This window comes from Rossellomorea vietnamensis (assembly GCF_025398035.1).
Taxonomy (GTDB): Bacteria; Bacillota; Bacilli; order Bacillales; family Bacillaceae_B; genus Rossellomorea; species Rossellomorea vietnamensis_B.
This window is the reverse complement of sequence record NZ_CP104558.1, coordinates 1,061,158-1,075,292: the sequence shown is the minus strand read 5'-3', so window position 1 is coordinate 1,075,292 and position 14,135 is coordinate 1,061,158. Positions and strand designations below refer to the sequence as shown.

Below are 14,135 nucleotides of genomic sequence, written 5' to 3'. Positions count from 1 at the left end.
TTATTCTTCTGCTATTCTTTAAGTAGTAAACGGAGGTAAGGGTATAGTATGAGACGATTTGTGTTCACTTTCGGTTTTTTGATGATCCTCGTTAGTTCCGGTATTCTCTTCTTCCAGTGGATGGGGTTTACGACAGAGAGTGCGGGTGAGTCGGGTATTGTTGAGGTAAGTCAGGTCTATTCCATCATTCATAAAGAAGATACATTTCATGTGACTCAGACGATTCACTTCCCATCGGGCATTCCTTCTGATCCCCTAGTGATCAAATGGCCCGGGGGAGCAGGGAACTTTGCCTGTAATGATAAAGAAGAAAACAATTGTTTAACGAAAGAAAACGGTGAATTTTATGTTAGTACCTTGAATCAGGATTCTCAGGAAATTACCATAACCTATTCATTAAAGCAGCCGACGAAAGCTGACAGTGTGCCTTTACGAAATTGGTATCCTGTCCTTTCCGGGGTTTCAACCCACAAAACGGATATTGAGTTAACGGAAAAGAGCTTAAGGAACGGAAAATGGATTGCGGGGTATCCTTCATCCAACCATAAAAAACTGGATTATATCGACTACTATTTCTTCAGTGGCAAAGGGGAACCTTCAGATTTAGTGTGGACAAAAGAATCGTTGAAAGAAAGCGGGTCGCGAGCAGTAAAGGTATTGACTGGGGAAGGGGATCCAGTCAATTTTGATAAGCTGAATTCACTCGAATCCGCTGACGGTTTTGTGACTGTCCTCATTTCTGAAAAAATTCAACCTTTTACGTCCCCTCATCTCATCGTGTTGAATGGTGCTTACGGGGAAGACGTGAAAAGGATAAGGCAAAGCTTATTGTACCAAACACTGTCCTCAAGGGATGAAGATGCCTGGTTGAAGGAATTGGTGGTTAGTATCCTCCTCAATGAGCCTCCAAACGCTGCCGAACCGGCATGGGCATACAAGCAGTTAAAAGAGGGTCTGAGCCCGTCCGAGTGGGATGGTCTTAGACAAAAGGTTAGGAACCAAACCGTAGACCGTAACATGTTGGATGATGCAGTCAGTAACGTGACGGGGTTCAATTGTTCATTTTTTGCTGACAGTGTGAAAGAAAATGAGCATCCTTTGCTTACTTTGAAGGCGGGCAAGCCGATAATGGTCAACAAAGAACCAATTCAGCTATCATACGCTTCTTATCAGCAAAAGGAATATGTTCAATTCCCTGAGGCAGTCGAGGCCATGGGGCTCGAAATAAAAGAACTTCAGCCTGGCGTGTACTTCACCACTGTGGAGGGTAATACTTTAAGGTTTTATCTAAATGAAGATTATTTTATTTACAATGAAGAAAATTACGGATTACTGGGGAAGCCGGTTCAAACGATAGGGGATACCATCTATATGGATATCCATTGGTTTGAAAAATTGTTCAATGCGGAAGTGAAGAACAAGAAAAATACAATCGAAATCTTAAATTGAACGTAAAAAGCCCTGCAGAACTTTCTGCAGGGTCCTTCTATATCCATCTCTGGAAAGAAGGCAAAGGGAGAGGAGAAACCGGAGGAAGAACTTATGGGGAATCGTAAGTCTTCTCCGCGGTTGGCAACAACATCAGTTAGGATGCTGTTACTCTCATTATCACCTATCAAAATGATTTTATACATTTTTGATGCAAATTATGAATGTGGCGATATGTGTCGAGATATGATAGGATAGGGAGGAAAAAATACATATATGGTGGATGATTATGAGAGTCATATCAGGTACGTTAAAGGGCAGGCCGTTAAAGGCTGTTCCTGGAAGTGGAACAAGACCCACAACAGATAAGGTGAAAGAATCGATATTTAATATGATGGGTCCCTATTTTGAAGGTGGGACAGGATTGGATTTGTTTGCAGGAAGCGGCGGTCTTGGCATTGAAGCATTAAGCCGTGGACTCGATTCCGTCATCTTTGTGGATAGGGATCAAAAGGCTTTCCAAACGGTAAAGGCCAATCTTAAAGACTGTGATCTGTTGGACCAAAGTGAAGTATATCGAAATGAAGCTACGAGAGCGTTAAAGGCGATATTAAAAAGAGAAATAGTCTTTGACTATATATTCCTGGATCCTCCTTACAAACAGCAGAAGCTTCAACAACTCCTCGAGTTCATCGATGAACACAAACTTCTGAATGAAAGCGGTTTCGTCATGTGTGAGCATGGATCGGAAATAACATTGGAAGATAGAGTGGGAAGCTTGAAGAAGCTAAGGGAAGAGACCTATGGAATCATCAGGATATCGATATTTTCCAGGGAGAATGATTGAGGATCACGATAAAGAGCGGGAGGTAAGTATATGCCAAGTATAGCAGTTTGTCCGGGAAGCTTTGATCCCATTACATATGGACATTTGGATATTATTACACGGGGTGCTAAGGTATTTGATGAAATGCATGTAGTAGTATTAAATAATTCTTCTAAGAAGCCACTCTTTTCGGTTGAAGAACGAATCGAATTGATCCGGGAAGTCACCAGGGATATACCAAATGTGGTCGTGGATTCATTTCAGGGCTTGTTGGTCGATTATGCTAAGAGTGTGAATGCAAAAGCAATCATCAGGGGTTTAAGGGCGGTATCGGACTTTGAATATGAAATGCAGATCACGTCCATGAACCGGGTACTGGATGATGAAATCGAAACGTTCTTCATCATGACGAATAACCAGTATTCTTTCTTAAGCTCGAGTATTGTCAAAGAAGTGGCTAAATACGGAGGCGATATCTCTGAACTTGTACCGAAGCGTGTAGAAGAATCATTAAAGACGAAATATCAGCGTGACTAACCATACAGGGTTGATCCAACTATAGACCTAATATCTTCACAAACTGTGAAATCGGTCTAAGCGGGTCAACCCTGTTTTTCAATGATTCACATGTTTTCGTGCATAAAGAACCATGTATACGATCAAACTTGAAATCGTGATGATGGGACCTGCCGTCTTGAACCAATAGAGCATGTCGGTCCAAAATGCGTCGTTGTGCCTGGCGAATACCGGGATGGCGTTGGAAAGCTGTTCATCGGAAAACCTCTCATAAATGGGCTTCCAAATGAGAATGGTCGTGACGGATGCGGAAAATCCGTGAACTAAGCGTGCGTAGAAGAAAGGCTTAAATCGAATATCCGTATCTGCCAGGATACTTGCGACCTGTGCCTGGACGCTGAAACCGCTGAAACCCAATATAAAGCTTGTGATGATCGCTTGGTGGAGGAGGGTGGCTTCCGTTACACCGCTTGTGAGTTTTGAACCCAATGTGATTTCAAAGAGTCCTGAAATAAATGGGATACTTAATTGGTCGGGTAATTTCAGAAGGGTAAATAAAGCCGATAGACCTTCGGCAAAAAAAGTCGTGATGTTCAGGTGATACAACATTTTATTAATGACGGAAAATAAGATGATGAATCCACCGATCATCAACAACGTTTGAATGGATGAAGTGACGGCATCCCCCAGTAGTTTGCCGATGGGGCGTTTATCCTGAAGTCTTGTGCGGTGAAGTGCCGACAATGCTTCCCGGAGGATGAAACCTTTCCTTTTTATCGGGCGGCTTCTGATTTCCTCTTTCTCTTTAGCTCCGTAGAACCTCATGACGATGCCTACGCATATATTCCCGATATAATGAGCAGCGGCTAACACAATCCCAAGGGTCGCGTTTTGGAAAAATCCGACAGAAACAGCCCCGAATATAAATAGCGGATTGGAAGAGTTCGTGAATGAAACGAGTCTTTCCCCTTCCAGTTTTGTAATCTGTTTTTCCTGGCGCAAACGAGCTGTCAATTTAGCTCCTGCGGGAAAGCCTGATGCCATTCCCATCGCCCACACAAACCCGCCTACACCCGGAACCCGGAATAATGGTCTCATCAAGGGCTCAAGCATGACACCTATAAACCGGACAACCCCAAATCCGATAAGCATTTCAGATACAATGAAAAACGGCAATAGGGATGGAAAGACAATTTCCCACCACATGTCCAAACCTCTGATGGATGCCTCCAATGATTCCCCGGGCATCAAGATGAGAGAGGTGGCAAATACCGTCACACTTATGGATAAAGCCAAGGTTTTGATTTTAGATTTGAACAACAGGACTTCCTCCCCTAAGAAAATAGTTCCTTCTATTTCAATTCCTTGTGAAATGGGAAAAGAATGATAAAATGAGATTAATTCAACTTGTCCTCATATTATCCAATATACTCATACATAATTGAAATAGACCATATGATGAATAGACCGATGACTCGGGAAAAGGGGGAAGGGCATGGGTAGACCAAAGATCGGATTAGCCCTCGGCTCGGGTGGCGCAAGGGGATTTGCTCATTTAGGCGTTTTGAAAGCCTTTGATGATGCCGACATACCGATTGATATGATTGCAGGCAGCAGCATGGGGGCGCTCGTCGGCTGCTTTTATGGGGTTGGTCACAAGATGGAAGACCTATACAAGCTTTCCACTACCTTCAGACGGAAGTATTACTTGGACTTTACCGTTCCGAAAATGGGGTTCATATCTGGCAAGAGAATAAAAGAGTTCATTCAGCTATTTACCCATAATAAAAATATTGAAGAATTAAATATCCCTGTTAGTGTTGTGGCAACTGACATTACGAATGGAGAAAAAGTCATCTTCACCACCGGTCCAATAGCAAGCGCAGTCCGTGCAAGTATTGCTATACCGGGTATTTTTGTGCCTGAAAGGATAAATGGCCGTCTGTTGGTGGACGGAGGGGTCATTGACCGCGTGCCGGTTTCCGTTGTGAAAGAGATGGGAGCGGACATTGTAATCGGGGTCGATGTGTCCCATGTGAAACGTAATGCAGAAATAACCACCATCTACGACGTGATCATGCAAAGCATTGACATCCTCCAACTGGAAATCGTCGCTCACCGTGAATTTGCTTCTGATTTCATGATCAGACCACATGTAGAAATGTACAGCACCAGAGCTTTTAAAAACATTGAAGAAATCATCGATATGGGAGAAGAAGAAGCAAAGAAGGCTATTCCTTCCATCAAGGAAGCTCTGGACAATTGGAAGGAGTAAAAAATATATGAAAACAAAAACGCTGATAAAAACCCTGCTCATCATGACCATCATTATGGTCGCCACTTCTTTTTATTATCTTCCTTTCTATGTTACGAAACCCGGGAATGCACACGAACTTGATCCAATCGTACACGTCGAGAATGGATATGAAGACGATGGAGAACTGATGCTGACAACCGTCAGGATGGGAAGGGCGAATATATATGCCTATCTGATGGCGAGCATAAGGAAATATGAATATATCTTTCCGGTAGAGGAAATCAGGAGTCCACATGAAAGCGATGAAGAATACAATCTTCGCCAACTTCAGCTCATGAATAATTCCCAAACCCATGCCATTGAAGTGGCCTATAAAAAAGCAGGCAAACCGTATGAATATAAATATAAAGGGATTTATGTATTAAATATTTATCCGGATATGCCTGCTGAAAAAGTGTTGAAACCCGGCGACCGGATCACCGCCATAGACGGTCAGACGTTTCAGTCGTCACAAGAATTCATTGATTACGTAAGTGGGAAAACAAAAGGGGATAAAGTGGACATCACATTCGTCCGGGATAAAGAGGAAAAGGTTGAAACGATCCCGCTTGAAGCATTTCCCGATGTCCCTGATAAGATCGGTCTCGGCATCACATTAAGCGATGATAAAGAAATCATAACAGATCCACCCGTAAAGCTTCAGACAGAGGAAATAGGGGGACCTTCCGCAGGATTGATGTTCAGTTTGGAAATCTATGACCAACTGACGAAGGAAGATCTGGCTAAAGGGCACAGGATTGCCGGTACCGGGACGATCTCGGAAGATGGTGTGGTCGGTCGCATCGGAGGCATCGAACAAAAAATCATCGCTGCTGATAAAGCGGATGCAGAATACTTCCTTGCACCGGATGAAACCATTACAAAAGAAATGAAGAAAAAATACCCTGATCTTGAATCCAACTATACCGCTGCGAAACGAACAGCCGAAGATATCGGTACGGATATGAAAGTGATACCCGTAAAAACATTTGATGAAGCACTATCCTTCCTCAAATCAATCGAAAACTGAACAAAGAGACTGCCTTTCGATTCGGAGGGCAGTCTCTTTGTTTGAATCACATTGTTATGACATCATAATAGGGGGTTGGGACCATTCTTGTCGTAGAAGTCTTGTGCGTGCGTCTGGATCCTGAAGGCCCAATGAATAAATTTCCGCAGCCTTGATATCTAATTGGATATCATGTGGGTCTGCACTGGATAGCTTGCTGATCAAAGGGAGGGACAGATTCTTTTTCCGGGAGTGGATAAATTCCCTTCCCTTGGTATTCATACCGAGAAGGCGGATATAACGAGGAGAGTCATGCCGGCTCCTCATTTCTTCTTTATGTGTATCAGTTAAAATATGAAGGAGCATTCTTTGAAGGCGTGTCCACGTGTAACGCTTCGTCTTAAGCTTCGTCATGAATTCTTCAAAGGACAAGCAAGACTTCGCATACTCTACCATCCGGTTTTCGATTCCCTCTTCTATTTCATAGATATCCCTCAACTCAGCTTTTGAAGAGGAAAGAAGCTTATATTGAAGCAGGGTCCAATAACTCTCCCATCTGTGGAATCCACCAAACTCGCCTTTATATCTTTCCAGTTCCTGCACAGAAGCTGCAGGAAGATAAGATTCGATCTCATGATCCCCTTGTGAACTGAATATACTTTTGCGAATGCTCGTCGCACTGGCAATGGAAGGGGAAGAGAAATGTTCATCATGGTAACCGGCTGATTCCCGGGTAATCGTATACGCTTCCAATGAAGAACCAAGCTGATTCCTTGCCTCCAAATAGTGAAATCCCAAAATATTGTTGGGTTTACTTAAATCGATGACAGAATCCTGATTTCCCAATTTCCGAAAGGCACCGGCCAGTGCTGAAGGATAGCTCATCCCTTCCTGAATCAATTCCTTTATGTACACATCGTATTGCTCCTGGTGTGTTTGGATGAATTGAATGGTCATTAAGAATCCATCAATATCCCCATCTTCGCTACCGAAACAGAAGCTTTCACAACCAAATCGGTCCAGGAGTGAAATCGCCCCTTTTGAAAAAATTTCCGCATGCTGTGTCGCAAAACAATATGGAAGCTCTATCACGACATCCACTCCTGACTCCAATGCCATCCTTGTACGGGCCCATTTTGAAACAAGTGCAGGCTCCCCACGCTGGAGGAAATGCCCACTCATCACGGCAACCACAACATCCGCCCCGGTAGCGGCCCTTGTTTCCCTCAAATGATGCAAATGTCCATTATGAAACGGATTATACTCCACAACTACCCCTGTCGCCCTCATAATAACCACACAACCTTTCTAAATCTAAAAAGTGCTTATCAACTTCATTATATAAGGAAATGATATAGATTCTCCCCTTTTTTGAAAGAATCATAACGAATATAATAAAATATTTGAAAGTCCTTATATTTAAACGTTATAATTACAACACTATGGTTAAAGAGAGTGTAAAGAAAAAATATTGACAAACGGTATTATGAAAGCTATAATTACCTTTGTTGCCTTGAGGTGATTACATTGAAATGGTCAATAATCCAATTACAAAAATTCAGAGACAAGGGACTTTCCATAGACGAAACGATTAATTTGGACGAACTGAAAGAAGTCGATCCCCAAATTATAGAAGTCTCACCTATTCGGGTGTCCGGAAAGGCGGATATCGGTTCAAACCGTGTCACTTTTCATCTTCATATAGAAGGAAAGTTAGTCCTTCCTTGCTCAAGAACCCTTGTGGATGTCGATTTACCAGTGGACATCAATACGATTGAGACGTATCTTCTAAATGAATCTGATTATGATCAGTTTGAGGAAGAAGAAGTACATCGTATACAAGGTGATGTTATTGATTTAAAACCGGCTATCAGAGAATTGCTGTTACTTGAGATTCCGATGCAGGTAATCAGTGATGAAGCGAGAGAACAAGATGAGATGCCTTCCGGTAAGAACTGGGAAGTGATGACCGAAGAACAGGCTCATGAAGTCGAACAAGAGGAAGAGAAGAAAGTAGATCCTCGACTCGCTGACTTAGCAAAACTTCTTGATCAAAACAAGAACTCTTAAAAGCGAAGTACCAGCTCGACTGGCTTCATAATGAGTATGAATCTCTTTTAAGGAGGTGGGAAGAATGGCAGTACCTTTTAGAAGAACTTCTAAAACAGCAAAAAGACAACGTCGTACACACTTCAAACTAAGTGTACCTGGTATGGTAGCATGCCCAAACTGTGGTGAGATGAAACTAGCACACCGTGTTTGTAAAGAGTGCGGAACGTATAAAGGAAAAGAAGTAGTAAGCAAATAATCGCTTACACCGCTAAAAAGCGTGAAGAGACCATGGCTCTTCACGCTTTTTTGTCGTATCTACAGAAAAGGTCTGTTCAACGGATCGTGAAAATCATACACTATATGTAAGATAAAAGGGGGCTTTTGTAGTGGGAGAATATTTATTACATATGAAAAGTGAAGGAATATTGGAGTTTATCATTGATCGACCGGATAAACGAAACGCAGTAAGCTACGAAATCATGAATGGGCTTCAGAAGGTGATGGATGAGTGCACTCAAAACGATCATGTGAAAGCGCTTCTCATAACCGGAAGTGGAGATCGTGCTTTTTGTTCCGGGGGAGACTTGTCACAGTTTCACAATCTTAAAACAGAAGGTGAAAGCTACGAAATGCTTAGTAAAATGGGCAGGCTCCTTACGAGACTCGCCTTTCTGCCGAAACCTACCATTGCCTTCATCAATGGGACTGCCATAGGAGGGGGATGTGAGATCGCTGCTGCGTGTGATTTCCGAGTAGCAAGAAAAACCGCGAAGATGGGGTTCGTTCAAGGGAATCTTGCCATCACCACCGGATGGGGAGGAGGGACCCTTCTCCTTGAAAGACTCCCTGTACCCAAAGCTATGTCTCTTTTAATGACGGCGCGTCTGGAACAGGCAGAAGCACTTCATGAAATGGGGTTTGTAGATGAAGTGGTGGATGAAATGGTACCTGTAAATGAAGTACCATTGATTCAAATGATTGCGTCTAAATCTGCAGGAGTCTTGAAGGCATATAAGCGGCAACTCCTTAATCGATGGGATACAAAGAGGATAGAAGAGAATATCCAGGAGGAAATCAAACAATGCTCCAAACTGTGGGCACATGATGAGCACCACAAAGCAGTGGATCAATTTTTATCTAAATAGTTCATGAATGTAAAAGGAGCAGGTGAAAACCGGTTCCTTTTTTATATGTTAAAAATAGTGATGCTGATTCTATCTTCTCTAGTAAGAGCATATGTATGGAGAAACTGACGAAATAGGGGGGATGGAAATGTCTTCAAATAGACAGGATGCCTGGAGCCAGGATGAAGATGTATTGTTAGCGGAAGTGGTATTGCGTCATATACGTGAAGGTGGTACTCAGCTTCAAGCATTTGAAGAAGTAGGAAAAAAACTATCAAGGACATCCGCGGCATGCGGCTTTCGATGGAATTCATTTGTTCGTAAACAATATAAATCCGGAATCGAACTGGCAAAGAAACAGAGAAAGCAATCTAAGAAACATTCTCCGCCGAAGAAGACATATGAAGAAAAGCAGGAAATTCCGACAGTAGAAAGTGCGTCGGAGTCTCCGGAAGCATTTTCGATGGGAAGCATGATACAGTACCTTCAAAAAGCAGAGGAAGCCGTCCGTAACGAGGAGAAAGTACGAAATGAAAACAGTCAGCTTCACGAACAAATCTCACAACTGCAGGAAAAGCTTAAAGAAACAGAAGAAGAGTTGAAAGAGTATGAGGAAAAATTCAATCTCCTTGAAGAAGATCATAAATCGTTATTAGCCATATTTGAAAAAGCGAGAAAGATGGCCCTGCTCCAAGGAAATGAAGACAAAGTGAAATTTCAGATGGATAAGAACGGTAATCTGCAAAGATTGAATAAATGAAATGAAAAAGGCTGACTCGAGTGTACTTGAGCAAGCCTTTTTCGTATATTAACTGATTTTCTGTTCTTTGACCCCTTCAGGGAACCATACATATGGATTTTCACCTAAATCTCTTTCCACTTCATATGTTACGGCTTCAAACCCCATCTTCTCCCAGAATCCTTGAGATTTGATCCGGGAGTTTGTCTTGATCGGCAATCCAAAGGTCTTGGCGAATTCCACTAATTCTTTACCGTAGCTTTTATTCTGGTATTTCGGCAATACTTCAAGCTTCCAAAGCTCCAGATAATTCTGGGGAGGATCGAAGTATTGATCAAAACGGGCATTGCGTTGATAAAGACTCATTCTGGCAACCAGAGTATCTCCGAAGTAAATTCCGTAAAAAGGAGATTCGCTATCGTTTTCAATGATATTCGCCTGCAGGTCCTCAAGCATGGATAATTCCTGTACACCATATTCTTTAAATTTCTTAAACTCCTCAAGAGTTTTATAGTTTACTTTTAATTTTTCCACTTTTACTGCCATAGTATGACCTCCTAAAATGCTGAAAAATGATTCTTTGATTACATTAAGAATGTTATATCCTTTTGCCATTCATTTACTATTAGAACGAGTATTTATTATTATTATATAACAAAATAACAAAAAATTCTGCACTTAATTAAGAAAACGTTTACAATGGAGAAGAAGGATTTCGACGATTTTTGTAGAATTCGTATTATGAACAGGTGTGTTCCATGAAGAAAGGGGAGAGATTGTGCAGAAGATATTAATTGCAAACAGGGGAGAAATCGCTTCTAGGATCATCAAAACATGTAAACAATTAAACATTCAAACAGTCGCGGTTTATTCAGATGCAGATCAGGATATGCCCTTTGTGAAAGAAGCGGATGTTGCATTCCGCATAGGTGAATCACAAGTGAACCGTTCATACTTAGTGGTGGACAATATATTGGATGTTGCAAAGAAGGAGAAAGTGGATGGAATCCATCCCGGGTACGGCCTGCTCTCGGAAAATGCCGACTTCGCGAAGAGGGTGACGGAAGAGGGCATTACTTTTATTGGTCCTGCCCATAACATCATTGAGAAAATGGGAGATAAGGTAGAGGCAAGAAGAGTGATGCAGGGTGCGTCTGTTCCTGTAGTGCCGGGAAGCGACGGAGGAGTCGCTACCATAGAGGCTGCTAAAGAGGTGGCGAATGACATCGGCTACCCCGTGATGCTGAAGGCAAGTGGCGGTGGCGGCGGGATCGGTATGATCCGCTGTGAAAATGAGCAAGCGCTCGTTCAAAGCTTCGATTCTACTAAAAACCGTGCTAAAGCCTATTTCGGGAAAGAGGAAGTCTTCCTCGAGAAATGTATAGAGAATGCGAGACATGTAGAAGTGCAAATCTTTGGTGACCACCATGGAAATCTCGTTCATCTATTCGAGCGGAATTGTTCCGTACAACGAAGAAATCAGAAAGTGATAGAGGAATCACCTTCTCCCGGCCTATCTCAAGAAACGAAGGAGAAGATGTTCACCGCTGCCATAAAGGCTGGAAAAGCAGTGAATTATACGAATGCAGGAACAGTGGAGTTTATCGTTGATGAAGAGGAGAATTTTTACTTCCTTGAAATGAATACCCGCCTGCAAGTAGAGCATCCGGTCACTGAAACGATCACGGGGCTCGATCTCGTGAAATGGCAGCTGCTGGTAGCAAGCGGAGAGCCTCTGCCCCTTTGCAGGCAGGAAGAAATCCAAAATGCCGGTCATGCAATTGAGTTCAGGGTATATGCTGAAGATCCAAAGACGTTTTATCCCTCTCCAGGCAAGCTGACAGAATTGGAATGGGGTCAAGGTGAAGGTGTCCGGATTGACAGCGGATACGAAAAGGGGAACAATGTGACCCCCTTCTATGATCCGATGATATCCAAGTGTATCATCCAGGGGAGTGACCGTCAGGATGCGCTCGAGAAGGCAAAGCTTTTCTTTGCGGGGGTAACGGTTGAAGGGGTCAAAACCAATGTCAGTCTCTTCAGGGATATACTTGAAGACAACGGGTTTAAAGATGGATCATATACGACCAAATGGCTCCAGGACTTTTTGACAGCCAACCGTACGTAATGTTGGTGCGGAATGATCCGCACCTCAATCAAACATAAGAAGACAAACAGGAGGAATCAATCATGAAGGAAATCACATCAACAATGGCAGGGACGGTACTGAATGTATTAGTGGAACAAGGTGGAGAGGTGTCGAGCGGAGATACTGTTCTAATGCTCGAATCTATGAAAATGGAAATTCCTGTTGAAGCTGAAGCGGCCGGGAAAGTCACAGAGATTAAAGTGAATGTAGGGGACTTCGTGAATGAAGGCGATGTATTACTAATAATCGAAGGATAATCCGGGTAAGACAATGAGTCAGAAATCGTTTGCGGTTTCTGGCTTGTTTATGAGCCGTTCTTGTATTTTTACATAAAACGACGGAGGGGATAATATGTCAACATCTAAAACGATCATCAATACTCTTGAAGAAACAAGGGAAAGAATTGCTTCCGGTGGTCAGCCTAAATATCATGAGAAATTGAAAGAACAGAAAAAGATGTTTGTCCGGGATCGCCTGCAACAATTATTTGATAATGGGGATTATCAGGAAGATGGAATGTTTGCCAATAATAAGGCGGACGATTTGCCGGCTGATGGTGTAGTGACCGCGATTGGAAAAGTAGGGGGACAGACTGTGTGCGTCATGGCCAATGATTCCACGGTCAAAGCCGGATCCTGGGGTGCGAGGACGGTTGAGAAAATCATCCGGATCCAGGAAACGGCCCTTAATTTAAAAGTGCCTATCTTTTATTTAGTGGACTCTGCAGGCGCACGTATCACCGATCAGTTAGATATGTTCCCGAATCGTCGGGGGGCAGGCAAAATATTTCATAACCAAGTGAAGATGTCCGGGATGGTTCCGCAGATTTGTGTCCTTTTTGGACCATCAGCAGCCGGAGGAGCATATATTCCTGCATTCTGCGACATCGTCATCATGGTGGATGGGAATGCGTCCATGTATCTTGGCTCGCCTCGGATGGCGGAAAAGGTGATTGGGGAGAAAGTGACCCTTGAAGAAATGGGCGGTGCAAGAATGCATTGTACGGTCAGTGGTTGTGGTGACCTGCTTGCGGCTTCCGAAGAGGAGGCAATTGAAGAAGCGAAAAGGTATTTAGGTTATTTCCCGGCCAATTATCAACAGAAGCCCAAGGTGCTTGAGGGACTTGCGCCTAAACATGAAAAGCTTCTCGAAGACATCATCCCTGAACATCAAAATGCTCCATTCAATATGTATGATTGCATCGATACGTTGATTGATGAAGGAAGCTTCTTTGAAATGAAAAAGCTATTCGCTCCTGAATTGATTACAGGTTTCGGGCGACTTGACGGTAAGGTAGTAGGGATCATTGCCAATCAACCGAAAGTGAAGGGTGGAGTCCTTTTCCATGATTCCGCGGATAAGGGCGCTAAATTCATTCAATTATGCGATGCTTTCCATATTCCTTTGTTGTTCCTTGCTGATGTACCTGGATTCATGATCGGGACCAAGGTGGAAAGAGCGGGTATTATCCGCCACGGTGCAAAATTGATAGCAGCCATGAGTTCGGCAACGGTAACGAAAATTTCTGTGATCGTAAGGAAAGCTTATGGAGCAGGTTTATATGCCATGGCAGGTCCTGCTTTCGACCCGGATGTCTGTATTGCCCTTCCTACTGCCCAAATTGCTGTAATGGGTCCTGAGGCGGCAGTGAATGCCGTATATTCCAACAAGATCCAGGCAATCGAAGATCCGAAAGAAAGAATTCAATATGTCCAGGAAAAACAAAAGGAATATAAAGAGCATATCGACATTTATAAATTGGCTTCTGAATTAATTGTAGATGAAATCACCGCCCCGAATGAATTACGATCCGTATTGATCCAGCGTTATAAGCTTTATGAGACAAAGGATGTCACGTTCAGTGAAAGAAAACATCCAGTATATCCTGTATAAGGACATATCATTGCCGGGCTCGTTCCTTTGGGACGGGCCCTTTCTTTCGAAAGGGATTGATTCTTTCTGCCTATAATCGTTTTCTCATTCAGAAAAATTTGGT

15 protein-coding genes are annotated in these 14,135 nt (G+C 42.9%); 12 read left to right on the top strand and 3 right to left on the bottom strand.

Features of this window, described 5'->3' with window-relative positions:
- Positions 1–48: 48 nt before the first annotated feature.
- From N5C46_RS05535 to coaD, 3 genes are all read left to right on the top strand, one after another.
- Complete coding sequence (locus tag N5C46_RS05535) at positions 49–1,449, top strand: hypothetical protein (RefSeq protein ID WP_261751236.1); 1,401 nt, start codon at positions 49–51, stop codon at positions 1,447–1,449.
- A gap of 268 nt (positions 1,450–1,717) precedes the next feature.
- A complete protein-coding gene (rsmD, locus tag N5C46_RS05530; protein ID WP_261751235.1) occupies positions 1,718–2,275 on the top strand; it encodes a 16S rRNA (guanine(966)-N(2))-methyltransferase RsmD in 558 nt (185 codons plus the stop codon).
- 30 nt (positions 2,276–2,305) lie between these two features.
- A complete protein-coding gene (coaD, locus tag N5C46_RS05525; protein WP_261751234.1) occupies positions 2,306–2,791 on the top strand; it encodes a pantetheine-phosphate adenylyltransferase in 486 nt (161 codons plus the stop codon).
- 78 nt (positions 2,792–2,869) lie between these two features.
- On the opposite strand, the gene ylbJ is transcribed toward coaD, so the two are convergent.
- Positions 2,870–4,090 (bottom strand): sporulation integral membrane protein YlbJ, encoded by a 1,221-nt coding sequence (ylbJ, locus tag N5C46_RS05520; RefSeq protein WP_261751233.1) that lies wholly within the window; start codon positions 4,088–4,090, stop codon positions 2,870–2,872.
- A 175-nt stretch (positions 4,091–4,265) separates the two neighbouring features.
- Here ylbJ and N5C46_RS05515 point away from each other — a divergent pair, with 175 nt between their 5' ends.
- Both N5C46_RS05515 and N5C46_RS05510 read left to right on the top strand, forming a co-directional pair.
- Complete coding sequence (locus N5C46_RS05515) at positions 4,266–5,045, top strand: patatin-like phospholipase family protein (protein ID WP_261751232.1); 780 nt, start codon at positions 4,266–4,268, stop codon at positions 5,043–5,045.
- A 7-nt stretch (positions 5,046–5,052) separates the two neighbouring features.
- Entirely contained in the window at positions 5,053–6,096 is a 1,044-nt protein-coding gene (locus tag N5C46_RS05510; RefSeq protein WP_261751231.1) for a SepM family pheromone-processing serine protease, read from the top strand.
- 54 nt (positions 6,097–6,150) lie between these two features.
- Here N5C46_RS05510 and N5C46_RS05505 read toward each other — a convergent pair whose 3' ends face one another.
- Positions 6,151–7,365, bottom strand: coding sequence for a nucleotidyltransferase (locus N5C46_RS05505; protein ID WP_261751230.1), 1,215 nt, complete (start codon positions 7,363–7,365; stop codon positions 6,151–6,153).
- Positions 7,366–7,602: 237 nt separating this feature from the next.
- Between N5C46_RS05505 and N5C46_RS05500 the strand changes: the two genes are divergently transcribed.
- The 4 genes from N5C46_RS05500 to N5C46_RS05485 all read left to right on the top strand — a co-directional run bounded on the left by N5C46_RS05500 (position 7,603) and on the right by N5C46_RS05485 (position 10,011).
- The gene (locus N5C46_RS05500) at positions 7,603–8,145 is read left to right on the top strand and encodes a YceD family protein (protein ID WP_261751229.1); all 543 of its coding nucleotides are present in this window, start codon (positions 7,603–7,605) and stop codon (positions 8,143–8,145) included.
- Positions 8,146–8,209: 64 nt separating this feature from the next.
- Positions 8,210–8,383, top strand: coding sequence for a 50S ribosomal protein L32 (rpmF, locus tag N5C46_RS05495; protein ID WP_034755898.1), 174 nt, complete (start codon positions 8,210–8,212; stop codon positions 8,381–8,383).
- A gap of 130 nt (positions 8,384–8,513) precedes the next feature.
- On the top strand, positions 8,514–9,272 hold the full coding sequence (locus tag N5C46_RS05490; protein ID WP_261751228.1) for an enoyl-CoA hydratase/isomerase family protein: 759 nt from the start codon (positions 8,514–8,516) through the stop codon (positions 9,270–9,272).
- A gap of 127 nt (positions 9,273–9,399) precedes the next feature.
- Entirely contained in the window at positions 9,400–10,011 is a 612-nt protein-coding gene (locus tag N5C46_RS05485; RefSeq protein ID WP_261751227.1) for an RsfA family transcriptional regulator, read from the top strand.
- 48 nt (positions 10,012–10,059) lie between these two features.
- Here the strand turns inward: N5C46_RS05485 and N5C46_RS05480 are convergent, their stop codons facing one another.
- Complete coding sequence (locus tag N5C46_RS05480; protein ID WP_034755893.1) at positions 10,060–10,536, bottom strand: N-acetyltransferase; 477 nt, start codon at positions 10,534–10,536, stop codon at positions 10,060–10,062.
- 232 nt (positions 10,537–10,768) lie between these two features.
- Here N5C46_RS05480 and N5C46_RS05475 point away from each other — a divergent pair, with 232 nt between their 5' ends.
- The 3 genes from N5C46_RS05475 (at position 10,769) to N5C46_RS05465 (ending at position 14,032) form a co-directional block, all read left to right on the top strand.
- A complete protein-coding gene (locus N5C46_RS05475; RefSeq protein WP_261751226.1) occupies positions 10,769–12,118 on the top strand; it encodes an acetyl-CoA carboxylase biotin carboxylase subunit in 1,350 nt (449 codons plus the stop codon).
- Between the two features lie 62 nt (positions 12,119–12,180).
- Positions 12,181–12,396: a biotin/lipoyl-binding carrier protein gene (locus N5C46_RS05470; protein ID WP_034755887.1), complete on the top strand. Its 216-nt coding sequence runs from the start codon at positions 12,181–12,183 to the stop codon at positions 12,394–12,396.
- Between the two features lie 94 nt (positions 12,397–12,490).
- Positions 12,491–14,032 carry an acyl-CoA carboxylase subunit beta gene (locus N5C46_RS05465; RefSeq protein WP_034755884.1) on the top strand — a complete coding sequence of 514 codons (1,542 nt, stop codon included), beginning with the start codon at positions 12,491–12,493 and terminating at the stop codon, positions 14,030–14,032.
- Positions 14,033–14,135 lie beyond the last annotated feature (103 nt).

What these genes read in the sequence shown, in the direction of transcription:
- N5C46_RS05485 (WP_261751227.1), top strand. Translation starts at nt 9,400, where the DNA reads ATGTCTTCAAATAGACAGGATGCCTGGAGCCAGGATGAAGATGTATTG.
- N5C46_RS05470 (WP_034755887.1), top strand. Translation starts at nt 12,181, where the DNA reads ATGAAGGAAATCACATCAACAATGGCAGGGACGGTACTGAATGTATTA.
- N5C46_RS05515 (WP_261751232.1), top strand. Translation starts at nt 4,266, where the DNA reads ATGGGTAGACCAAAGATCGGATTAGCCCTCGGCTCGGGTGGCGCAAGG.
- rsmD (WP_261751235.1), top strand. Translation starts at nt 1,718, where the DNA reads ATGAGAGTCATATCAGGTACGTTAAAGGGCAGGCCGTTAAAGGCTGTT.
- N5C46_RS05510 (WP_261751231.1), top strand. Translation starts at nt 5,053, where the DNA reads ATGAAAACAAAAACGCTGATAAAAACCCTGCTCATCATGACCATCATT.
- N5C46_RS05465 (WP_034755884.1), top strand. Translation starts at nt 12,491, where the DNA reads ATGTCAACATCTAAAACGATCATCAATACTCTTGAAGAAACAAGGGAA.
- N5C46_RS05505 (WP_261751230.1), bottom strand. Translation starts at nt 7,365, where the DNA reads ATGAGGGCGACAGGGGTAGTTGTGGAGTATAATCCGTTTCATAATGGA.
- N5C46_RS05535 (WP_261751236.1), top strand. Translation starts at nt 49, where the DNA reads ATGAGACGATTTGTGTTCACTTTCGGTTTTTTGATGATCCTCGTTAGT.
- rpmF (WP_034755898.1), top strand. Translation starts at nt 8,210, where the DNA reads ATGGCAGTACCTTTTAGAAGAACTTCTAAAACAGCAAAAAGACAACGT.
- N5C46_RS05480 (WP_034755893.1), bottom strand. Translation starts at nt 10,536, where the DNA reads ATGGCAGTAAAAGTGGAAAAATTAAAAGTAAACTATAAAACTCTTGAG.
- coaD (WP_261751234.1), top strand. Translation starts at nt 2,306, where the DNA reads ATGCCAAGTATAGCAGTTTGTCCGGGAAGCTTTGATCCCATTACATAT.